This window comes from Mesorhizobium sp. W016, assembly GCF_054719485.1.
Genome location: NZ_JBTTIF010000002.1, coordinates 4,094,550 through 4,116,400, shown reverse-complemented (window position 1 = coordinate 4,116,400; position 21,851 = coordinate 4,094,550). Strand labels below are relative to the sequence as shown.

The window sequence follows — 21,851 nt, the reverse complement described above, 5'->3', positions numbered from 1 at the left end:
GGTTACGGCAGCGGCGGAATCGCATAGAAAAACCGGGACTTTTCTGAGGGATCACCCATGCCGCGCATTACCTATGTGAACGGGCGCTATGTCGCCCATGCCGACGCTGCCGTGCATATCGAGGATCGCGGCTATCAATTCGCCGACGGCGTCTACGAGGTCTGCGAGGTGGCGCAGGGCTTTATCGTCGACATGCCGCGCCATCTTGCCCGGCTGAGCCGCTCCCTTAGCGAATTGTCGATCGACTGGCCGGTCACCAAGGGTGTGCTGCCGCTTCTTCTGCGCGAAATCGTCCGGCGCAACCACGTCGTCAACGGCCTGGTCTATGTCCAGGTTACGCGCGGTGTTGCCAGCCGCGACTTCGTTTTCCCCGCCGATACACCGTCATCGCTGGTGATTACGGCCAGAAAGGCCGACCCGGCGGCGGCCGCCAAGCGAGCCGAGGCGGGCATCAAGGTCATCACCGTGCCGGAAAACCGTTGGGACCGGGTCGACATCAAGAGCACCGGCCTGCTGCCCAACGTACTGGCCAAGCAGAAGGCCAAGGAGGCCGGCGCCCAGGAGGCCTGGTTCGTCGACACCGATGGCAACGTCAAGGAGGGCGGCTCGTCCAACGCCTGGATCGTTACAAGGGACGGCGTTCTGGTCACCCGGCCGGCGGAGCATGGCATCCTGCGCGGCATCACCCGCACGACCATGTTCGAAGTGGCGGCAAAGCTCGGGTTGACGATCGAGGAGCGCGGGTTTTCAGTCACTGAAGCCAAGGCGGCGCGAGAAGCTTTCATCAGTTCGGCAACGACAATCGCCATGCCGGTCGTGGCAATCGACGGTGCCGCGGTCGCCAATGGGCACCCCGGTTCGATAACACTTTCATTGCGGCAAGCCTTTTTTGACGTTGCGGAAAAAAGTCCAGCCTGATAACCGCACAGACGGACTGCACATCAATATATCTCGTTCTGCTTGTCGTTACTGACGGCAAGGGGGTGTTTGCAAGCTTGACATGTGCCCGCTAATTTGGCGCATTAGCCTGCAAACCGAAGGGGATCGGCGAAAGACAAGAACAATGGCGGAACGATCGCAAAACCTTCAGGACCTGTTCCTGAATTCTGTTCGCAAGAGCAAAAATCCACTCACCATCTTTCTCATCAACGGCGTCAAGCTGACCGGCGTGGTCACTTCCTTCGACAATTTTTGTGTTCTGCTGCGCCGTGACGGCCACTCCCAGCTCGTCTACAAGCATGCCATTTCCACGATCATGCCGAGCCAGCCGGTTCAGATGTTCGATGGCGAGGAAAGCCAGGGCGCCTGATTGGCACGTGAAAAAGACGCGGACCGCGGCGTCCGCGGGAAACCAGCACATAATTCCGGGACGGAAGCCACAGGTCCGACCCGGGCGGTTGTCATTGTGCCGGTGCTTACCCGGCATCAGCGCAACGATGATGAAACGAACCGTCCACGGCTGACGCGTTCGGCGGATGCGCGCCACGACGAAGCGGTCGGCCTTGCCCGCGCCATCAACCTAGATCTGATCCACACGGCGGTGGTCACCGTCAACGATCCACGCCCGGCAACCTTGCTCGGCAGCGGCAAGGTCGCGGAATTCGCCGAGATCGTCAAAGAGGGTCACGCGGAGGTGGTCATCGTCGACCATCCGTTGACGCCGGTGCAGCAGCGCAATCTCGAAAAAGAAATGAATGCCAAGGTGCTCGACCGCACCGGATTGATCCTGGAGATTTTTGGCGAGCGCGCGCGGACCAAGGAGGGCACGCTGCAGGTCGAACTTGCCCATCTCAACTACCAGAAGGGCCGCCTGGTGCGGAGCTGGACCCACCTTGAACGCCAGCGCGGCGGAGCCGGCTTCCTCGGCGGCCCCGGCGAAACCCAGATCGAGTCGGACCGGCGGCAGCTGCAGGAAAAAATCATCAAGCTCAAGCATGAGCTGGAAACGGTGCGCCGCACCCGCGACCTGCACCGCGCCAAGCGCAAGAAGGTGCCGTTCCCGGTGGTGGCGATTGTCGGCTACACCAATGCCGGAAAGTCGACGCTGTTCAACAGGCTGACCGGGGCCGACGTGCTGGCCGAAGACATGCTGTTTGCAACGCTCGACCCGACGCTGCGCCGCGTGCGCCTGCCGCACGGCACGCCGATCATCCTGTCGGACACAGTCGGCTTCATTTCGGACCTGCCGACGCATCTGGTCGCCGCCTTCCGGGCCACGCTGGAAGAGGTCGTCGAGGCCGATCTGGTCATCCATTTGCGTGATATCTCAGATCCGGATACGGCCGCCCAGGCCGAGGACGTCGAGCGCATCCTTGCCGATCTCGGTGTCGACGCTGGCGATGCGAACCGGGTCATCGAGGTGTGGAACAAGGTCGACCTGCTCGATGACGGCAACCGCGAGCGGCTTCTGGCCGATGGCGCCGATGCCAAGGCGCCGCCGATCGCCATCTCGGCCATCACCGGCGAAGGTATCGATGCGCTGAAGGCGCTGATCGAGACCAGGATGTCGGGCGAGCTCGAAGAGATGGCGGTGACGATCGAGCCGGCGCAGTTCGGTCTCGTCGACTGGCTCTACCGCAATGGTGACGTCGTTTCGCGGGTAGACAATGAGGATGGCAGCGCGACCATCTCGCTCAAGGCCACGCACACCGCCCGGCAAGAGATCGAAAGCCGATTGCACCGTAAAAACAAGGCGTAAGTCCGCCTACTTCTGGCCCTTGGCCTGCTGCCAGAGCGCTTCCATTTCATCCAGCGTGGCTTTTTCGAGCGTGCTTCCCGAGGCATCGATGGCGCGCTCGACATAGTGAAAGCGTGTGCGGAACTTTTCGTTGGTGCCGCTCAGCGCTGCTTCCGAATCGAGCTTGAGGTGACGCCCCAGATTGACGACGGCGAACAGCATGTCGCCGAACTCGTCCTTGATCTCCGCCGTTTCGCCCTTGGCCAGCGCCTCGCGCAATTCGCCGATCTCTTCCTCGATCTTGTCGAGGATGGGTGCTGCCTCGCTCCAGTCGAAACCGACACGGGCAGCCTTTTCCTGCAGCTTCAGCGCCCGCGTCAAAGCGGGCAGGGCGACGGGCACGCTGTCCAGGAACCCCTTGCCATTGTCTTCGGGGTCGAGGCCGCGGGCGAGGCGGGCGCTTCGCTTTTCGGCTTTTTCCTCAGCCTTGATCTTTTCCCACATGCCCTTTGCCATGCCGGCGCTGCGCGCCTTCTCGTCGCCGAAGACATGCGGATGGCGGCGGATCATCTTGGTGGTGATGGCCTCGACCACATCACCGAAGGCAAAATCGCCGGCTTCCTCAGCCATCTGCGCGTGGTAGACGACCTGCAGCAGGAGGTCGCCGAGCTCGTCGCGCAGATCGTCGAGATCGCCGCGCGCAATGGCGTCCGCCACCTCATAGGCTTCCTCGATCGTATAGGGCGCGATGGTCGAGAAATCCTGCTCGATGTCCCAGGGACAGCCGGTCTTCGGCGCCCTGAGTGCCGCCATGATCTCGATCAGCCGGGAAATGTCGCGCGAAGGTTTCATGCGGCGAATGCTATCCCGCTGCCTGTCGTGCGGCCAACGCTGTCAGCTGGCGGCCTGACCTTGTCCACAGCTCAGCCGTATCAGCCGAGTACCGACACAACCGCCTTGGCGAGGTCATCCATGCCGTCCTCGGGCAGGCCGGCGACGTTGATGCGGCTGTCGCCGACCATGTAGACGCCATACTCGGCACGCAGCCGCTCGACTTGCGCCTCGGTCAGGCCAAGCCTGGAAAACATGCCGCGATGGCTGGCGATGAAGTCGAAGCGGTCGGAGTTGGACTGCCGGCGCAGCGCGTCGGCGAACTGGACGCGCAGCCTCAGCATGCGCAGCCGCATCTCCTCCAGCTCCGCCTCCCAGTCGGCGCGAAGGCCATCATCTTCCAGCACCATGCGCACGGCGGCGGCGCCATGGTCCGGCGGCATCGAATACATGGCGCGCGCCGCCGCCAGCATCTGGCTCATCGCCACATCGGCTTGCGCACCATCCTTCGCCAGGATCATCGCCGCGCCGACGCGGTCGCGGTAGACGGCAAAGTTCTTCGAGCAGCTCGAGGCAACGACCATTTCAGGCACCTTGCCCGCGAGAAGGCGCAAGCCGGCCGCATCGGCGTCCAGGCCTTCGCCAAAGCCCTGATAGGCAATGTCGACAAAGGGCAACAGCCCGCGCTCGACGACAAGATCGGCGACGCTGGCCCATTGCGCGATATCGAGATTGGCGCCGGTCGGGTTATGGCAGCAGCCATGCAGCAGCACGATATCGCCGGGCTCGGCTGCGCCAAGCGTTGCCAGCATCTCGTCGAAGCGCACCGCGCCGGAAGCGGCATCGAAATAGGGATAATCGCGCACCGTGAGGCCGGCCCCGCGCATCACCGGCGGGTGGTTCGGCCATGTCGGGTCCGACAGCCAGACGGTTGCGTCGGGGCGGGTCCGCTTCAACAGCTCCGCCACCAGCCGCAGCGCGCCGGAACCGCCAGGCGCTTGCGCGGCGCGGATGCGCGTCATGTCGGCAGCGGGGCCGAAGGCCAGCTTGACCATCGCCGTGTTGAAGCCGGTGTCGCCGGCGAGGCCGAGATAGGTCTTGGTGTCCTGGTCCTGCAGCAACCGCTTCTCGGCCTCGCGCAGGGCGCGCATGACCGGCGTCCTGCCGTCGCGGTCCTTGTAGACGCCGACGCCGAGATCGATCTTGCCGGGGCGCGGATCGGCGCGATAGAGGCCGATCAAGGCGATGATCTTGTCAGCCGGGGCAGGTTGCAGGGTCTCGAACATCAATACGGCTCCAATGGCGGCGGAGTAATACGCAAAGCGGCCGCGTTTCGCCAGTGCTTCCATCTGCGCCAGTCCGCTAGCGTACTGGACCGTTACGCCAAGCTTTGTCTGTACGGCAGGGGTCGGCGGCTATGGCGACGGGTTCATTCCAATCCGCCGGATAAGCACCCGTCCAATCACGGCGAGACCGATGCCGGTCAGCAGGGAGAAACCGCCGAGCATGCCGGCCAGCCCGGCAAGGAACCAGCGTCCGGCGAAGCTGTCGACGGAGGCATTTTGCGGATTGGTTGGGTCGTAAGCGACAGGGACGCTGTCGCCATCACCCCAGAACGAGCTGTGGACGGCATTGTTGAAGCGGATGACGGTGCCGTCGGCGGTCGAGAACTCGATGCGGGGATTGTATTCGGCGGCGACAATCCTGCCTGTCGCCGAAGCGGTACGAGGGCCGTACATCTCGACGATGGCCAGCACGCCGGAAGCGATCAGTCCGACAATGCCAAAGATGATGAACACCCTGCCGACGATCGGCAACGCTGCAAAACCCGTTACACGACTACCATTGGCCATCTTTTGCTCCTGGGACAGACGGATAAGGCTAGACTTCATCCATAAAGCAAACATCTGCCGCACGGGAGATGGGTAAGTGCGCAGCGGACTTCTGATTGCATGATGCCTATTGTGGCGACGCAAAAAAGTTTTGGTGGCGATGGATTAAGATCCCCGCCTGTTTCGTAAACGGGGCATGAAACGGTCGATGCCACGCTTCGATATTGTCGGACAGCTGGGTTCGCTCAGGCGCTACGCACGCTCGCTGACGCGCGACGGCACTGACGCCGAGGATCTGGTGCACGATGCGCTGGTGCGCGCCTACGAGCGGCGCGACACATTCCGCTCGGGCGGCAATCTGCGGGCATGGTTGCTGTCGATCGTCCACAACGCTTTCATCGACAAGATGCGCTCGCGCCGGTCGGAAGCAGCGCGTGTCGAGCAGGCCGGCTATCTCACCGATGCCAGCACGCCGGCGCCTCAGGAACATTCCGTGCGACTGGCGCAGGTGCGCGAGGCCTTTTTCAGTCTGCCGGAGGAGCAGCGTTCGGCGCTGCATCTGGTCGCCATCGAGGGCCTTTCCTACCAGCAGGCCGCCGACGCCAGCGGGGTGCCGCTGGGCACGCTGATGTCGCGCATCGGCAGGGCGCGCGCAGCACTGCGCGAGATGGAAAACGCTGCACCTTCGCCGGCCAAAAGCCATCTGAGGATCGTGGGAGACCCGTCATGACCGACCTGTTGCGGGACCCGGTGACCGATACCGATCTCGATTCTTATGTCGACGACCAGCTGGATGTCGCGCGCCGCATCGAGGTCGAGGCGTTCCTCTCGGTTCGTCCGGAGGCTGCGGCGCGGGTGATGTCCGACTTGAGGACGCGCGACGAACTGCGCCTGGCGCTGGCTGCTTCCACAGGCATGGCGCGGCCGGCGACGACTGAAGTCGCGCGCCGGCTGGGCAGGGGACTGGCCAGTCGCCGCGTCTTCGCCGTGCTGCAGCGGGCGGCCGCGGTCGCCGTCTTTGTCGCTGCCGGCTGGCTGGCGAACGGCCTCTTCGGGCCGCTGCTGGTGACCAAGGTCGTGGCTTCGCCGCCGCCGCCCGCCTATGTCGAAGAAGCGATCCGGGCGCACAAGACGACGCTCATGCGCGAGGCGATGCCCTCGCAGCTGGAGGCGCCCAACTACAATGGCGACGAAATCCGCGCCGCCACCGCAATCGTCATGCCATCGCTGCCCAAGGACTGGAAGGTTCGCGACGTGCAGATCTATCCGTCGCGCTTCGGGCCGAGCGTCGAAGTGGCGCTGGAGACGAAGGATATGGGGCTGGTCTCGCTGTTTGCGATCCGGCCTGGAACCTTCGACGTCGTCAAGCCTGCCATCGCGCCATCGGGCGACATCTCCTCTGCCTATTTCCAGATCGGCGAGGTCGCGTACGCGGTCGTCGCGCGCAGCGATGTCCACGACCTCGACCGCGCCGCCGAGACGCTTGCCAAGACACTTTACTGATCAGGACACTTTACTGAGACCACATAAGGAGAACCCGCAATGAATACCCCTGACCTCGGATACCGCATGGGCACTGGCGCACGCGCCGGCGCCATCTATGACGAGGGCCTGCGCAGCCACATGCTGCGTGTCTATAACTACATGGGCATCGGCCTCGTCGTCACCGGCATCGTCGCCATGGTGGTCGCTTCGACGCCGGCCCTCTACGTGCCGATCTTTTCCAGCCCGCTGAAATGGGTGGTGATGCTGGCGCCGCTCGCCTTCGTGCTGCTGTTCTCGTTCAAGATGCAGACGATGTCGGCGGCGAGCGCCCAGTTGATGTTCTGGGCCTTCTGCGCGGTGATGGGGCTGTCGCTGGCTTCGGTGTTCCTGGTCTTCACCGGCACCAGCATCGCGCGCACCTTCTTCATCACCGCCACCATGTTCGGCGCCACCAGCCTCTACGGCTACACGACCAAGCGCGACCTGACCCAGTTCTCGTCCTTCCTGATCATGGGCCTGATCGGCGTGGTGATCGCCAGCGTCGTCAACATCTTCCTTGGCTCGACCGCGCTGCAGTTCGCCATCTCGGTGATCGGCATTGCCGTCTTTGTCGGCCTGACCGCCTGGGACACGCAGACGATCAAGGAACAGTATGCGGAGAATTTCGACGCGGAATCGCAGCAGAAGCTCGCCGTCTTCGGCGCGCTGTCGCTGTACCTGAACTTCGTCAACATCTTCCAGCTGTTGCTGAATTTCACCGGCGAGCGCGAATAGTCGAACCGTAGCAGGGCAACAATTTCGATCTCGCAGTGGCCGGAGGAGAATCTCCGGCCACTGTCGTTTTGCCGTGGAGACATCGCTCCTCTATCAGCGCGATGTCGCTGCGCCCTTGAGTCCATGCGGGCTTTTGCTAACCTGCCGCTCGCACGCAGCTTTCCGCGAGAACGCATGGAACAAGTGACGCTTCACGGCGACGGCATCTCGGCAACCATTGTCGGGCAGGGGGCCGAGCTCGTCTCCTTGCGCAATGCCGAGGGTCTGGAGTTTTTGTGGCAGGCCGGGCCGGAATGGCGGCGGCATTCGCCGGTGCTGTTTCCGATCGTCGGCCGGCTGGCGGGCGACCAGCTCCGCCATCGGGGCCAGGTCTATGCCCTGACGCAGCACGGATTTGCCCGCGACAAGCCATTTGTGTGGGCTGACGCGAGCCCCCGATCCTGCACGCTGGTGTTGACCGACGATGCCGATACACGCACGCGCTATCCGTTCGCCTTTCGCCTTGCCATCACCTATACGCTCGAGCGTCGGGAACTTGGTGTGAGCTTCGAGATTGCCAACACCGGCGACGAGACGCTGCCAGCCTCCATCGGTGCACATCCGGCTTTCAATTGGCCATTGCAGCCGGGGCTCGCCAAGACCGACTACCACCTGACCTTTGCCCAGGACGAGCCGGCGCCGATCCGCCGGCTGAAGGATGGCCTGGTGGTGGCTGCACCACAGCCGACGCCCATCGAAGGCAAAACGCTGGCGCTTTCCGAACAGCTGTTCGAGGCAGACGCCGTGATCCTCCACCGGCCGGCCAGCACCAGCGTGCGCTATGCCGCCGCGAACGGTGCGGCGATCGAGATGTCGTGGCAGGGTTTTAGGGAATTGGGCATCTGGTCGAAGCGGGGCGGCGCTCCGTTCCTGTGCATTGAACCCTGGCACGGGCTTGCCAGCCCCGTCGATTTCGATGGCGAGTTCGCGGCCAAGCCGGGCGTGATGCTGATCGCGCCCGGTGAAAAGCGTGTGCTGAGCTATCAGGTACGGCTCTACCATGCGCCACTGTGACCGATGAACCAGAGATAGGCGCGATGAAACTTGGCTTCATCGGCACGGGTGCCCTTACAGCGGCCATTGTCAGCGGGCTCAAATCCGTCGCGGATAACTCCGTCTCCGTGCTGCTGTCGCCGCGCAATGAAGAGATCGCCGCAGAGCTGGCAGCCCGTTATCCGGATGTGCGTATTGCTGATGACAATCAGGCGGTTCTCGATCAATGCGAACTAGTCATGCTGGCTGTCCGGCCGCAAATTGCGCATGACGTCCTGCCGGGTTTGCGGTTTCGGCGCGAGCATCACCTCATCAGCTTGATCGCCACGCTGCCGCGCGAGGAGATTGCCCGCTTGACCGCACCCGCGCACCAGGTGACGAAAGCGCTGCCCATGCCGATGATCGCCCACCGGCTGGGGGCAACGATCATCTGCCCGCCGGATGCCACTGTCGCTGCCTTGTTCGGCAATCTGGGGAAAGTGATCGAGGTCGAGAACCCAGCCGAATTCAACGCGTTGAGCGTGGCCACCGCAACCTATGCCAGCTACTTCAGATATCTCGATACGATTAACAGCTGGCTCAAGAGGAATGGCGTGGAGGAAGGGAAGGGGCGCGATTACATCGCCTCGCTTTTCAAAGCCTTGGGATGCGCTCCTGATATGTCGCCGGATGCCGACTTCATGCATCTGGCGCAGGACTATGCGACGCGCGGCGGCATCAACGAACAGGTTCTTCGCGAACTCACGGCGCGAAACGTGTTCGAGGCGCTCACCGAGAGCCTGGACGGCGTACACTGGCGCATCGTCGGCGATACGCCTTGATGGGCGGCACCTTGAAATTCCCTGATGATCAGGAGTATGGCTCCAACGGATGTTCCGGACCGTTTCGGGAGGGTCGGCGGGTGCCTGGATGCTTGAAATTGGGCTTTGTGGCAGCGGCGCTGGCTGTGCTGATTGTCTTTCCGGTCGCTGCCGCCGACATCGACCTCGCCAGCCTCTACCGCGCGCAATCGGTGACCAGCGGCACTGGCGAGGAGAACCGGGCGTGGGGCCTGGCGCCGTGCCTTGAAGAGGTGCTGGTCAAGGTTTCCGGCGACCCGCGGCTGATCGGCGACCCGCGTGTTGCGGACATGAGCCGGCACGCGGCCGACTATGTCACTGGTGTCGGCTACCGCGACCTGCTCAACAACCGCCCGCCGCATGACGAGCAGGGCACCCACGACCGGCCGCATTACATCACCGCCGATTTCGACCCGGACAAGATCGATGCCTTGCTGGCGTCGCTCGGGCGCAAACCGTGGGCGGTGCCGCGGCCAAAAATCGTCGCACTGCTGGATGTAAGGCCGATGAAAGGCGACGGCTTCACGCTGGTGCGCGATGGCGGCGGCGAGCTTGCGGCGGATATGCGCGTTGCGCTGGCGGACGCGGCGCACCGGACCGGTTTGCCGCTGGAGTTGCCTCGGCCGTCGGACGTAGCGCTCGCCGACGTGGCCAACACGCTGGATGGGGACGCCCTGCTTGCCGGCACTTTGGTATGGCGCCAGGAAGCGCTGGGCTGGGTCGGCGACTGGCGGCTCAGCTTCAAGGATAAGGAGTATCGCTGGCAGGTACGTGGCGTCAGTTTCGACGATGCGTTCCGCAACGCCACGCGCGGAACGCTGCAGATCCTGTCGGGCAATGGAGAGCCGGAAGCCGTCACGCCCTGACTTCAAGGGAACCTTCTTGCCGGAGCGCCGTAAACAAAGTGGCGGGCAAGCTTTGAGCAAGGAGGTAGAATTGCAACATCGCCGGATCGACGTTGACGGAAACAGCATCTTCTATCGCGAAGACGGCCCGCCTGATGCTCCCGTCCTCCTGCTGCCGCACGGCTATCCGTGCTCGTCCTATCAATTCCGAAGGTTGATGCCGGCACTTGCCGATCGCTGGCATACATTCGCGCCGGACTTTCCCGGCTTTGGCTACAGCGCCACGCCCGAAATGTCGGTTTTTGGCTATGATTTCGATGCCTATGCCGGGTTTCTGACAGCTTTCGGCGATGCGCTCGGCATGTCGCGCTATGCTCTCTGGCTGCACGATTATGGCTCGCAGATCGGACTGCGCCACGCCATCGCACATCCCGAGCGCATCGCCGCACTCATTATCCAGAACGGTGACATCTACGAGGACGTTCTCGGGCCGAAATACGCCGCCATAAAGGCCTATTGGAATGAGAAGACGCCCGAAAAGCATCGGCCGTTGGAAGAGGCGGTAAGCGAGGAGGGCTTCCGGCACGAGTTTGTCGGAGAGGTGGATGACGCTGTAGCCGAGCGCGTGCCTCCCGATCTTTGGAAACTCCACTGGCCTTTGATGGACACGCCGATCCGCCGGCGGCTCGCGGTCAACCTGATGGAGAAGTTGGAGGCGAACCTCGGCTGGTTCCCCCGCTATCAGAGCTTTCTGCGCGAGCACCAACCTCCGACGCTCATCGTCTGGGGCCCCGAGGATGGTTACATGCCGGCACAATCGGCGCATGCCTACCACCGCGATTTGCCGGAAGCAGAACTTCATCTCATCGGCGGCGCCGGCCACTGGCTGCTCGAAACCCATTTCGATGAGGCGCTTCCCCTGGTGCTCGATTTTCTGGCGCGCGTCCACAGCCAGGAAGCGAAAGGGAAGGGCCGGGCGGCCGGCCGGGCGTAGACCCCTCCGTTGCGGCCACCCGATCAATCTGCAACCATGGCGTCATGATGGAGAAGTCTGCCGCGCCCTGGCCTCTGCTGCAAATCGCGATCGAGCCGAAGTCGCGGGCCGATCAGGAGAAGCTGCTTGTCACTTCGTCCAAGCTCGCGCCTGACGACCGCGACCCACCGGCCGCCATGGCCATGGCCAGATGACGTCGCCACGCCCCAATGGAAGCAGCAGCCACATATGAAAGTCGCATAAGATAGATTATGGAACTTGTGCATTAGACTGAAGCCGGAAATTGCTGCGATTTCACCGGTTTGGCATGATCGACGCGTGTTGCCTTGAGCCGATGGCCAACGCTACGCTGTGTCGATGACGACAGCAACGCGTGACATCGAAGCGGCGATCGAAGTGTTCGTGCACGGCTTCAGTACCGATAAGAGCCGTTCCTTTCCCTACGAGGCCAGCCGCGTCGGACCCTTGTGGCTGATGCGCGATGCCGAGCGCAAGAATGCACGCGACTACCGTGGCGAAGAATGGATCGTCCATGACGTCGCCGCCGAGGAAGCCGATGCCATCGTGCGGCAGCATGCGCGGCCAAGCTTTGCCGTTTCGGTCGTGATCGCGAATGACGGCCCGGACGAACCGACGCGAACTGCCTACAAGGCGCTCGGCTACCGGCTGCTGCGGACGGAAGGCTTTTTCGTCCAGTCGCTGCGCCAAATTCCAGACCCGCCAGCAATCGTCTCTATCGAACGCGTGAGGACGGCTAAACGCGCTGCACAACTGGGAAAGGTCATACGCAGGCGGACACTTCCAGACGATCAACTCGGCGACGATGCGCCGTTTCGCCAGTATGTGGCGCTCGATGGCGACGCCATCGTCGGGCGTGTGCGCAGCATAGACGCCGTCGGCGCCACATGGTGCTCGGCAATGTTTGTCGAGCCTTCGCACCGGCGTCGAGGCATCGGCCAGGCGCTGATGGCCAAAATGCTGCATGACGACAAAGCGCATGGGTCGCGGTGCTCGATGCTGTTGGCGACGCGTGCCGGAGCGCTGCTTTATCCCCGCATGGGCTATGAGCGGATTGGAACGCTGCTGATCTTCGCGCCGAAGAACCGAACGTCCTTATAAAGATCTGCTCGTATCATGCTGTCTCATAAAGGAATTTCGATCACCATGCCGTCATAGGCCGGAGTGACGTTGGCCGGCACCTCGGCCTTCACCGTGGCATAGTCGAGCGGCACATGCATATGCGTCAGCACGGCCTGTTTCGACGCCAGTTTTTCAATCCAGCCAAGCGCCTGACCGAGCGACAGATGACTGGGATGGGTATGGTACTGCAAGGCATCGATGACCAGCATTTCCAGGCCGCGCAGCCGCTCGGCGGTGGTATCCGGGAAGTCGCTTATATCGGGGCAGTAGGCCAGCCCGCCGATGCGGAAGCCGAGCGAAATGATGTCGCCATGGATCTGCGGCAGCGGCTCGAGGGTGAGGGCACCGCCCTCGCCTTCGATCGTCACCGCGCTTGCGTGATCGATGATGTGCGGCCTGACGATCGGCGGATAGGAACTGCCAAGCGGCGTCTCGAAGCAATAGCCGAACGCTTCGCGCAGCCTGAGCATGGTCGGCTGGTCGGCATGGACATCGATCAAATGGCGCTGCTCCAGCACGTAGCCGCGCAGATCGTCGATGCCGTGGATGTGGTCGGCGTGCGGATGCGTATAGACGACGGCGTCGATGCGCCGGACGGCCGCCATCAGCATCTGCTCACGGAAATCAGGCCCGGTGTCGATGACGACCGTGGTTCTGGCGCCGTTGGCTGCTATCCGCTCGACGAGCGCGGCTGAGCGTGTACGCCGGTTTTTCGGATTGGCCGGGTCGCAATTGCCCCAATCGCCGGTGATGCGCGGCGTGCCAGGTGACGAGCCGCAGCCGAGGATGGTGAGGCGCAGCCGGTCGCTCATGCGTCAGAGCCCGGCGGGCCGCGGCATCTTGCCGAACAGCCGGAAGAAGTTCGCCGTCGTCAGCGTCGCGATCTCGGCTTCGCCAACGCCGACCGTCTCCGCCAGCACCTTGGCTGTATGCGCGACATAGGCCGGCTCGTTGCGTTTGCCGCGGAACGGCACCGGCGCCAGATACGGCGCGTCGGTCTCGACCAGCAGCCGGTCATGCGGCACATCGGCTGCGATGGCGCGTAAATCGGCGGAGTTCTTGAAGGTCAGTATGCCCGAGAAGGACACATAGCCGCCAAGCGCCACGCCGACCTCTGCCAGCCGTCGCCCCGACGAAAAACAATGCAGGATGAAGGGGAAGGCGCCCTTCCCTGTTTCGTCTTCGAGGATGGCAGCCATATCGTCGTCGGCATCGCGCGAATGGATCACCAGCGGCAGCCCGGACTCGCGCGCGGCCAATATGTGAGTGCGAAAGCCCTGCGCCTGCGCGTGGCGTGGCGCCTTGTCGTAGAAATAATCCAGCCCGGCCTCACCGATCGCCACCACCTTCGGGTGCGCGGACAGGCGCACAAGGTCCTCAGCCGTCACATCCAGCTCTTCGCCGGCATTGTGAGGATGGGTGCCGACCGAGCAATAGATTTCGTCGAAACTCTCGGCAATCTCAAGCACTTGCGCAAACCGCTTCACGCGTGTCGAGATGGTCACCATGCGACCTATACCGGCAGCCTTTGCGCGGGCGACGATGGCCGCCCGCTCCTCGGCGAAATCCGGAAAGTCGAGATGACAATGGCTGTCGACGAGCATCAGGCGCTCGCCTCAGGCTTTTCGACGTAACGCGGAAACACGCCCTCCGGCGCGGGCAGCGCCGTGCCGGGCACCAGCGCATAGTCGGCATGGACATGCGCGAAGTCACGCTTGTCCGCCGGCACCGCCAGCAGGTCCAGCAGCTTGCCGGCCGACCCCGGAATGTAGGGCTGGCACAGCAATGCCACGCGCCGCACCAGTTCGGCGGTCGTCCACAGCACCGTTTCCATACGCGCCGGATCGGTCTTCTTCAGCGCCCAGGGCGCCTGCGAGGCGAAGTAGCGATCCGCTTCCGCCACAACGCCGAAGATCGCCGCCAACGCGAGATGGATGCCCTGTTCCGACATCGCCTGGCGCGCGGTACCCAGCGCTTCCACCGCCTGGTCGAGGATCGCGCTGTCGGCTTCGGTCAGCTCGCCGCGATGCGGCACCACGCCGCCGCAGTTCTTGGCGATCATCGACAGCGAGCGCTGAGCCAGATTGCCGAGACCGTTGGCGAGATCGGCATTTGTGCGGTTGACGATCGCGTCATGGCTGTAGCTGCCGTCCTGGCCGAATGGCACCTCACGCAAGAAGAAATAGCGCACCTGGTCGAGGCCGTAATGCTCGACCATGGTGAAGGGGTCTACGACATTGCCGACCGACTTCGACATTTTCTCGCCGCGGTTGAATAGGAAGCCATGCGCGAAGACGCGGTTCGGCAGTTCGATGCCGGCCGACATCAGGAAAGCCGGCCAGTAGACAGCATGGAAGCGGACGATGTCCTTGCCGATAATGTGCGTGGCCGGCCAGTAGCGCCATTGCTCGGCCTTGGTGTCGGGATAGCCGGCAGCGGTGATGTAGTTGGTCAGGGCATCGACCCAGACATACATCACATGCTTGTCGTCGCCCGGCACCGGCACGCCCCAATTGAAGGTCGTGCGCGAGACCGAGATGTCCTTGAGGCCGGACCTGACGAAGCTCATCACCTCATTTCGGCGCTCGGCCGGACCGACGAAATCGGGCTGGCTTTCGTACAGCGCAAGCAATTTGTCCTGATAGGCGGAAAGCCTGAAGAAGTAGCTTTCCTCCTCATTCCATTCGACCGGCGAGCCAAGCGGCTCGCGGCGCACGCCGTCGTCGCCGAGCGTGGTTTCGCTCTCTTCGAAATAGGCTTCCTGGCGGACCGAATACCAGCCACTGTAGCGGTCGAGATAGATGTCGCCATTGGCCGCCATCGCCTTCCAGATCGCCTGGCACGACTCGTAGTGGCGTGGTTCCGTCGTGCGGATGTAATCATCATTCGAGCCGCCCAGGACCTCTGTCATCGAACGGAAGATCGCCGAGTTGCGGTCGGCAAGCGCGAGTGGCGTTATGCCTTCCTTCTCGGCCGTCTGCTGCATCTTGAGGCCGTGTTCGTCAGTGCCGGTGAGGAAGAGCACGTCCTTGCCGTCCAGGCGCTGGAAGCGGGCCAGCGCGTCGGTCGCGATGACCGTATAGGCGTGGCCGATATGCGGCTTGCCGTTCGGATAGAAAATTGGTGTCGTGATGTAGAATGTGTCGCGTGACATGAATTAACCGTCATGAATGGCCGAATGAATGTGAGCGGTGGATATCGCATCGAGACGGCGATTGCCATCCCGCCCCAATGCCGAAACCGGTCACATTCGCATTGCGGAATTCAGGCGGTCGATCATGGTCAAGGCGTGCTGCTTCTTGTCAAGATTGTAGGTATCGGTCTCAGATATGGCGTTCAGCGCTTCGTGCCAAGTGTCGGACAGCGTTTTCGCCCGCGCGAGATCCCCAGCCAGCGCGGCTTCACTGGCGCCGGTGGAGAGCAGATCGAGCGCGCGGCGGTTGAAGATGTCGAACTGGATCGCCTGGTCGCGGCCGGCGACGGCCTCGGCAAGGCGATAGGCGCCGGCGATGTCGCTCTTGCCCGACGTGACCAGGGCGTCGAGGGTGCCGGCAATCTCCAGCCCGCCATATTGGGTCAGAAGGATCGCATTGCGGGCGCTGCCCCCTGCCCGTTCCGCTAGTGCCGCGCGCGCAGCAGGATCGGAAGGTGGCGGCGGCTCGACGGTCTCCAGAACACTCATCAGGCTGCCGGCATCGAGCGGCGTCAGCCGCACCATCTGGCAGCGCGAACGGATGGTCGGCAAAAGGCTGCCCGGCGCATGCACGATGAGGATGAACAGCGTGCGGCTCGGCGGCTCCTCGAGGTTCTTCAGCAAGGCATTGGCGGCGTTGGTGTTCATGTCGTCGGCCGGATCGACGATCACCACCCGGTAGCTGCCGTCATGCGAGGTCAGCGACAGGAAGCGGTTGACCTTGCGGATCTCGTCGACGGTGACGACGGTCTTGAAACTCTTGGTCTTGTCGTTCAGCGGCCGGGTCAGGTGCAGCACGCCGGGATGCGCCCCGGTGGCGATCTGGCGAAACAGCGGTGAGGCCGGATCGGGAACGGCAAACGTGTCCGGCGCCTGGTCGAAGGCCGGATGCTTCAACAGATGGTGCGCCAGGTGAAAGGCAAGCGTCGCCTTGCCGATGCCGACCGGCCCGGCAAAGATCAACGCATGCGGCAGTTTTCCCGAGCGATAGGCGGCAGCGAGCATCGCGGCCGCCTGCTCATGGCCGACCAGGCGCAGCGTCTCGGACGGCTCCGGTACACCGTCCAGCGTGTCGTGCTGCTCGGGAGCGATGCGTTCGAAGATCATGCGGGCGCCGCCTGTCGGTTGCGCGCGGGCGCCCTCGCCTCAAGTGCGGCGAACACCACCGCGGTGATGACATCCTCCACCGCAGCGGGAGGCGCCGACGCGTCGATCACGATGCAGCGGTCCGGCTCGGCGGCTGCGATCGCCAGGAAGGCGTCACGGCGGCGCTGGTGGATGTCCAGCGTCTCCTTTTCGAAGCGGTCCGGACCGTCCTCGGCGCCACGCCGCGCGGCGGCGCGCCGCAAGCCCTCGGCGGGGTCAATGTCAAGGATCAGCGTCATGTCCGGCATCATGCCGTTGATGGCGACCTCCTCCAGAGCTTCCATGAAAGCCGGATCGAGGCCGCCGGTGACGCCCTGATAGACGCGCGACGAATCCAGGAAACGGTCGCAAAGCACGATGGAGCCGCGCTCCACCGCCGGCCGGATGACCTGCTCGACATGGTCGGAGCGTGCGGCGGCAAACAGCAGCGCCTCCATCTTCGGCCCGAAAGGCTCGGCGGCGCCGGACAGGAGCACGTGCCTGACCGCCTCGGCGCCGGGTGACCCCCCGGGTTCGCGGGTGAGGAGGACATCGTATTTCTTGGCGCGCATCTTCTGGGCCAGCCGCTCGATCTGCGTCGACTTGCCGGCGCCCTCGCCGCCTTCGAAGGTGATGAAAAATCCGCTTGCCAATCGAAAGGCCTTTGTCCTGCTTTGCGCTGGTGTCTTAGTCCGCGCCCGAGAAAAGGTCCACGCCGCAGGAACTCAACGCAGCCAGCCTACGGCCAGTTCCCTGGCGGCATCAAACGCTCGTTGCGGCAGTGTGCCGACGCCAACCGATTCGGCGGCGAAAAGCGGGGTTTCCTGGCTCAGCGTGTCGCCGATCCAGACGCGCAGCGCGCCGACGGGCTGTCCCTCCTCCACCGGCGCCGATACCGGCCCCTGATAGACGATCCTGGCGGTCAGCTTGTCGCGGTTGGCGATCGGCAGCAGGACGTCGATGGGCGCCTTTGCCTTCAGCGCTACGCTGGATTTGGCGCCGCCGAACACCTGGGCCTCGCCGACCACTTCGTTGCTGGCGAAAATCTCGGTCTTCTCGAAGGAGCGGACGCCCCATTCAAGCAGCTTGCGCGCTTCCTCGGCGCGCTCGCGGTCGTTGGCCAATCCGCTCATCGCCGCGATCACCCGCGTCCCGTCATGGCTGACCGAGCCGACGATGCCGAAACCGCCCGCCTCACTCGACCCGACCGCCAGCCCATCGGCACCGATGCCCATGGCCAGCAACGGGTTGCGGTTCTTTTGCGAGATCTTGTTCCAGGTGAAATCGGCCCGGCCGTAATAGAGATAGATATCCGGATATTCGCGCCATATATGCAGGCCAAGCTGCGCCAGTTCGCGCACCGTCGTCTGCTGGCCGTCGGCCGGCAGGCCGGTCGAATTGACGAATGTCGATTTCGCGAGCCCGATCTGGCGGGCGCGATCGTTCATCTGCGCCGCGAAATTCTCTTCCGAACCGGCCATGCCTTCGGCCAGCACCATGCAGCCGTCATTGGCGGCCTGTATGGTGACCCCCTGGATCAGATCCTCGACCCGGATCGCCGATTTGAGCTTGGCAAACATGGTCGACGTTCCCGAAGGCGCACCGCCCTTGCGCCAGGCATTTTCCGAAACCACGAAGGTGTCGTCGAGGCTCATGCGCTTCGACTTGATGGCGTTGAAGACCATCTCCATCGTCATCAGCTTGGCCATCGAGGCCGGCGGGATCGGTTGGTCGGCATCCTTGGAAAACAGCACCGTGCCGGTTTCGGCATCGATCATGAAAGCCTGCGTGGCCTTGGTCTCAAAAAGCTGCGCGTTGGCCGGAACCAACGCGGCAAGCAAGAAGCCAAGGCCAAAAAGCCCGGCAAAAGGGTGGAAAAGGCGAAATCGCATGAAGAGGCTCGACTGTTAGCCGGCAGAAACTTGCCGCAACGCTATCAGGCTTCTTCCCGGCGGATCAACCGCGCAATGACAAAACCGGCGTGCCTTTGTTGGTCAGTTGCGCACAGCCAGCGCGTCCGGCGCGCCATGCGACCATGCCGCGCGCAAGAGGTCGTCGACATTGCCATGGCCATCCGGATAGAGATTGACCGCGTACCAGTCATTGCCGTCGAGTTCGGTGCTCTGGATTTCGGTCCTGCCGAACGGTTCGAGAGCCGCAGCCACCCGCTTTGCCTCGGCAGCATCGTCGAAGGATCCGGCGGCGACATAGTCGGAAACGGCAGGCGATGCCTGCGGGTTGGATTTCTTCCACGATTGCAGGATGTCGGCTGGCGACATGCCCTGGTCGTCAAGCGCTGCAAAGACGTCGGCGCGCTGTACGCGCTCATCCGCATAGGAGAGCGAAGCCACGGCAAAGGACGATTCCGGGCGCTGAGGCACGATCGGCCCGAATTCAGGCAGCGTCACATCGCTTGAGGCCGGTGCCTGCATCGACATCACTGGCTGTGTGTCGGAATTCGTCAACTGACCAGGAAACGGCACTACGGCAGGGGGTGCGCCAACAGATAGGCTCGGCGAAGGTCCGTTCATCGCCACCATGACGCCGGTCGGCAAGCCATCGGACGGGTCCGGGCGGTTGTTGCCCGGGCGATAGGAGGCGACCAGATATTGGTCGTCGTCGCCGTCGAGCGGCGCGCGGCCGATATATTCCACTTTGACCCTGGCCGTGCCGACCTTGGCATAGTCGAGCATTTGCGCGGCGCGTTCCGAGACATCGATGATGCGTCCCTCATGATAGGGGCCGCGGTCGTTGACGCGCACGATGACCGAGCTTCCGGTCTCGGTGTTGGTGACACGGGCATAGCTCGGCAGCGGCATGGTCGGATGCGCCGCGGTCAGATGGGTCATGTCGTAGACTTCGCCATTGGCTGTGAGACGACCGTGGAAGGCATCGCCATACCAGGAGGCGAGACCGACCTTGGCGTAGCGCTTGTCTTCCTTGGGGTAATACCACTTGCCGCGCACCTGATAGGGCTTGCCCAACTGGTCGCGGCCGCCGCCGCGCCGCATGTACTGAACGCGCGGGCTGGCCTTCACGCCGTACTCGGTCTCGGCAAAATATTCCTTCGAGCGAGGCTTCTTGTAGACCATGGCTTTCGGCTCGGACTGCGGCGACGCGCACGCGGCCAGCAACGCAGCCGAAAGAGCGCACAACACCAAAGCAGGAGCGCGACGAAGACGCCGATGCGTCGTGGTCTGCATGTTTTCCGATGTCCCCTACCGTCTCGACACAGGCGCCGCTTCTAGAATTTCGGCGGAGCCAGATGAGCAATGCCTGCGACGCGCCAATCCCCATCCCTTGTGCGCAGGAATTGTTTATCAGCGTATTAATCGATTGTGTCCGGAACCGGGCAGGAATGTGGCGGCCAGGTCCCGGGCTGGCCGGGCGCCTGTGAGGAGGCATCCGAGACCTCTGTCCTTTGGAGTCTGGAAGTGAACCTGTGGCATGAAGCGCGGCTGCCTGGAACCGACCGACCCGAGATACGTTCTGCGCCTCATGGATGAATTCATTGAACGTTTCGGGCAACAGACGTGGCTGCCCTTTTCCGTAATTTCAGCCAGGCTTTTGCTCGCGGCCGTCCTTGGCTCCATCGTTGGGATCGAACGCGAATGGCGTAACCGACCGGCCGGATTGAGGACACACATCCTGGTCTGTGTTGCGACGGCTCTAATTGCCATCCTCACGATCGAGATTACTCATCTTCACGTCTTCGATGGTCAGGAAATCGCCATTGATCCTATCCGCTTGATCGAAGCCACGACTGCCGGCGTGGCATTTCTGGCCGCGGGCTTGATCTTCTTCTCCAAGGGCGAGGTTCAAGGGCTTACCACTGGGGCGGGCATGTGGCTGGCAGGCGCCATAGGCCTGGCGGTTGGGCTCGGGTTCTGGCAGATCGCGGCTTTGGCTACCTTGCTCGCACTTGTCGTGCTGGGTCTTCTGCAACTTGTGCAGGTCGGCAGCAAGGATCGCAATTAGATCCCGGCTCCTTCGAAAACGGGTTCGCAGCTCCGTTCGGGTAACGAACGCCACCCCCTATTATCCATGGCAGCGCCGATGGTTGACTTGGCGATGGGCAACGCTCTAGAGAAATGAACCGCAAGCTGGTCCGGAAGGATAGGTATCATTCGATACCAACTGTCGTTCACTGGGTCGGTTGATGTTCCTAGATGATTGAAAAGTCACGTTGGAGGGATGGCCGAGCGGTTTAAGGCACCGGTCTTGAAAACCGGCGTGGGTGCAAGCCCACCGTGGGTTCGAATCCCACTCCCTCCGCCAGATATTTGGCTATCGGATTGTTAAGGCATCGTTTTTTCGGGCAGCAATCCTGGGTGCCTAACTTGGTGCCTAACGTCTCAAATCGATGGAGCGCGCGATGTACGTGAACCCTGACTTGCTTAACCTTGCAGTCGCGGCCGTAGCATTGATCGTCTCAGTGGTGGCCTTGGGATTCTCCATTTTCTTTTGGTACCGGCAGTTTCGGCCGATCCTCACAGCAATGGTTGAGACGCACCACGGGGGCAACGAGGGGATCGCATATGACTTGGTCATCCTTAACTCCGGATCGATCCCTGCAAAGAACATAAGGCTGCTTGTAAGCGATCAGGCAGCGCTCCGGGCGGCGCTAGGCGCCGGCGCCGATGACGAGAACAAGGGCCGATGGTTGGCTTGTTTCGAGCCTTCTAGCGTGATCCGTCTTCTCCAAAACGGTGCTCGGACGTCATGCTCATTTGGTCTGACCCATAGAGATCCGCGCCAGAGCTTTTGGATTGCGCAGGCCGAGTTCCCGATTCAGATCGAATATGAAGGTTGGTTCGGAGAAAAATATCAGCGAGACCTGCCAAATGTTTTGCAGATCGCCGATTCGGACAGTTTTACAGGCGGAATGTGGGGTCCAGTTAAAACACTCGCAGTAAGCCGGCGGAGCTAAATGAAAAGCCCGCCACCGTGAGGCAGCGGGCTTTTCGGAAGGCACTCTCTGGCCACAAGAAACCCGCCGCTGTGAGGGGGGCCCAGGGCGGCGGGTTCTGCACCTTGAATAGAGCGGCCATATTCCTGAGAAAGCCGCTGCACGACATAAACCC

Annotated in this window: 24 protein-coding genes and 1 tRNA gene; 15 read left to right on the top strand and 10 right to left on the bottom strand. The window is 62.8% G+C overall.

Features of this window, described 5'->3' with window-relative positions; all coding sequences use genetic code 11:
• The first annotated feature begins 57 nt into the window (after positions 1-57).
• From ACYG9V_RS20465 to hflX, 3 genes are all read left to right on the top strand, one after another.
• Positions 58-918: a D-amino-acid transaminase gene (locus tag ACYG9V_RS20465; RefSeq protein ID WP_023701734.1), complete on the top strand. Its 861-nt coding sequence runs from the start codon at positions 58-60 to the stop codon at positions 916-918.
• 145 nt (positions 919-1,063) lie between these two features.
• A complete protein-coding gene (hfq, locus tag ACYG9V_RS20460; RefSeq protein ID WP_006202172.1) occupies positions 1,064-1,309 on the top strand; it encodes an RNA chaperone Hfq in 246 nt (81 codons plus the stop codon).
• Positions 1,310-2,698, top strand: coding sequence for a GTPase HflX (gene hflX, locus ACYG9V_RS20455; RefSeq protein ID WP_023832198.1), 1,389 nt, complete (start codon positions 1,310-1,312; stop codon positions 2,696-2,698).
• Between the two features lie 6 nt (positions 2,699-2,704).
• On the opposite strand, the gene mazG is transcribed toward hflX, so the two are convergent.
• The 3 genes from mazG to ACYG9V_RS20440 all read right to left on the bottom strand — a co-directional run bounded on the left by mazG (position 2,705) and on the right by ACYG9V_RS20440 (position 5,361).
• Entirely contained in the window at positions 2,705-3,529 is an 825-nt protein-coding gene (gene mazG / locus ACYG9V_RS20450; RefSeq protein WP_352763334.1) for a nucleoside triphosphate pyrophosphohydrolase, read from the bottom strand.
• Positions 3,530-3,609: 80 nt separating this feature from the next.
• A complete protein-coding gene (locus ACYG9V_RS20445; protein WP_352763336.1) occupies positions 3,610-4,794 on the bottom strand; it encodes an amino acid aminotransferase in 1,185 nt (394 codons plus the stop codon).
• Positions 4,795-4,923: 129 nt separating this feature from the next.
• Positions 4,924-5,361: a DUF3592 domain-containing protein gene (locus ACYG9V_RS20440; protein WP_023706554.1), complete on the bottom strand. Its 438-nt coding sequence runs from the start codon at positions 5,359-5,361 to the stop codon at positions 4,924-4,926.
• Between the two features lie 175 nt (positions 5,362-5,536).
• On the opposite strand from ACYG9V_RS20440, the gene ACYG9V_RS20435 reads away from it, so the two are divergent.
• From ACYG9V_RS20435 to ACYG9V_RS20395, 9 genes are all read left to right on the top strand, one after another.
• Entirely contained in the window at positions 5,537-6,070 is a 534-nt protein-coding gene (locus tag ACYG9V_RS20435) for a sigma-70 family RNA polymerase sigma factor (RefSeq protein ID WP_023688465.1), read from the top strand.
• Entirely contained in the window at positions 6,067-6,843 is a 777-nt protein-coding gene (locus tag ACYG9V_RS20430) for an anti-sigma factor family protein (protein WP_023696103.1), read from the top strand. The genes ACYG9V_RS20435 and ACYG9V_RS20430 overlap by 4 nt, the downstream gene beginning before the upstream one ends.
• Positions 6,844-6,882: 39 nt before the next feature.
• On the top strand, positions 6,883-7,599 hold the full coding sequence (locus tag ACYG9V_RS20425) for a Bax inhibitor-1/YccA family protein (protein WP_023745040.1): 717 nt from the start codon (positions 6,883-6,885) through the stop codon (positions 7,597-7,599).
• 174 nt (positions 7,600-7,773) lie between these two features.
• Positions 7,774-8,652 carry an aldose 1-epimerase family protein gene (locus ACYG9V_RS20420; protein WP_352763339.1) on the top strand — a complete coding sequence of 293 codons (879 nt, stop codon included), beginning with the start codon at positions 7,774-7,776 and terminating at the stop codon, positions 8,650-8,652.
• Between the two features lie 23 nt (positions 8,653-8,675).
• Entirely contained in the window at positions 8,676-9,452 is a 777-nt protein-coding gene (locus ACYG9V_RS20415) for a pyrroline-5-carboxylate reductase (RefSeq protein WP_352499972.1), read from the top strand.
• 107 nt (positions 9,453-9,559) lie between these two features.
• On the top strand, positions 9,560-10,336 hold the full coding sequence (locus ACYG9V_RS20410) for a DUF2066 domain-containing protein (protein WP_352763497.1): 777 nt from the start codon (positions 9,560-9,562) through the stop codon (positions 10,334-10,336).
• Between the two features lie 52 nt (positions 10,337-10,388).
• Positions 10,389-11,309 carry an alpha/beta fold hydrolase gene (locus ACYG9V_RS20405; protein WP_352763498.1) on the top strand — a complete coding sequence of 307 codons (921 nt, stop codon included), beginning with the start codon at positions 10,389-10,391 and terminating at the stop codon, positions 11,307-11,309.
• A 44-nt stretch (positions 11,310-11,353) separates the two neighbouring features.
• Entirely contained in the window at positions 11,354-11,503 is a 150-nt protein-coding gene (locus ACYG9V_RS20400) for a hypothetical protein (protein ID WP_023741235.1), read from the top strand.
• Between the two features lie 163 nt (positions 11,504-11,666).
• Positions 11,667-12,428 (top strand): GNAT family N-acetyltransferase, encoded by a 762-nt coding sequence (locus ACYG9V_RS20395; protein WP_352763341.1) that lies wholly within the window; start codon positions 11,667-11,669, stop codon positions 12,426-12,428.
• Positions 12,429-12,451: 23 nt separating this feature from the next.
• Here the strand turns inward: ACYG9V_RS20395 and ACYG9V_RS20390 are convergent, their stop codons facing one another.
• From ACYG9V_RS20390 to ACYG9V_RS20360, 7 genes are all read right to left on the bottom strand, one after another.
• Positions 12,452-13,261 (bottom strand): MBL fold metallo-hydrolase, encoded by an 810-nt coding sequence (locus ACYG9V_RS20390; RefSeq protein ID WP_023728030.1) that lies wholly within the window; start codon positions 13,259-13,261, stop codon positions 12,452-12,454.
• Positions 13,262-13,264: 3 nt separating this feature from the next.
• Complete coding sequence (locus ACYG9V_RS20385) at positions 13,265-14,053, bottom strand: TatD family hydrolase (RefSeq protein ID WP_352763343.1); 789 nt, start codon at positions 14,051-14,053, stop codon at positions 13,265-13,267.
• On the bottom strand, positions 14,053-15,603 hold the full coding sequence (gene metG, locus ACYG9V_RS20380; protein WP_352763344.1) for a methionine--tRNA ligase: 1,551 nt from the start codon (positions 15,601-15,603) through the stop codon (positions 14,053-14,055). Before metG ends, ACYG9V_RS20385 begins: the two co-directional genes overlap by 1 nt.
• 90 nt (positions 15,604-15,693) lie before the next feature.
• On the bottom strand, positions 15,694-16,749 hold the full coding sequence (locus tag ACYG9V_RS20375; RefSeq protein ID WP_023668948.1) for a DNA polymerase III subunit delta': 1,056 nt from the start codon (positions 16,747-16,749) through the stop codon (positions 15,694-15,696).
• Positions 16,746-17,420 carry a dTMP kinase gene (gene tmk / locus ACYG9V_RS20370; protein WP_023668949.1) on the bottom strand — a complete coding sequence of 225 codons (675 nt, stop codon included), beginning with the start codon at positions 17,418-17,420 and terminating at the stop codon, positions 16,746-16,748. The genes ACYG9V_RS20375 and tmk overlap by 4 nt, the downstream gene beginning before the upstream one ends.
• 72 nt (positions 17,421-17,492) lie before the next feature.
• On the bottom strand, positions 17,493-18,659 hold the full coding sequence (locus ACYG9V_RS20365; protein WP_352763345.1) for a D-alanyl-D-alanine carboxypeptidase family protein: 1,167 nt from the start codon (positions 18,657-18,659) through the stop codon (positions 17,493-17,495).
• A gap of 102 nt (positions 18,660-18,761) precedes the next feature.
• Positions 18,762-19,970, bottom strand: a complete 1,209-nt coding sequence (locus ACYG9V_RS20360; RefSeq protein ID WP_023830024.1) for a septal ring lytic transglycosylase RlpA family protein — start codon at positions 19,968-19,970, stop codon at positions 18,762-18,764.
• A 244-nt stretch (positions 19,971-20,214) separates the two neighbouring features.
• Between ACYG9V_RS20360 and ACYG9V_RS20355 the strand changes: the two genes are divergently transcribed.
• From ACYG9V_RS20355 to ACYG9V_RS20345, 3 genes are all read left to right on the top strand, one after another.
• Positions 20,215-20,745, top strand: coding sequence for an MgtC/SapB family protein (locus ACYG9V_RS20355; RefSeq protein WP_023728036.1), 531 nt, complete (start codon positions 20,215-20,217; stop codon positions 20,743-20,745).
• A gap of 210 nt (positions 20,746-20,955) precedes the next feature.
• Positions 20,956-21,045, top strand: a tRNA-Ser gene (locus ACYG9V_RS20350).
• Between the two features lie 97 nt (positions 21,046-21,142).
• Positions 21,143-21,697 carry a hypothetical protein gene (locus tag ACYG9V_RS20345; protein WP_156940994.1) on the top strand — a complete coding sequence of 185 codons (555 nt, stop codon included), beginning with the start codon at positions 21,143-21,145 and terminating at the stop codon, positions 21,695-21,697.
• Positions 21,698-21,851: the final 154 nt, after the last annotated feature.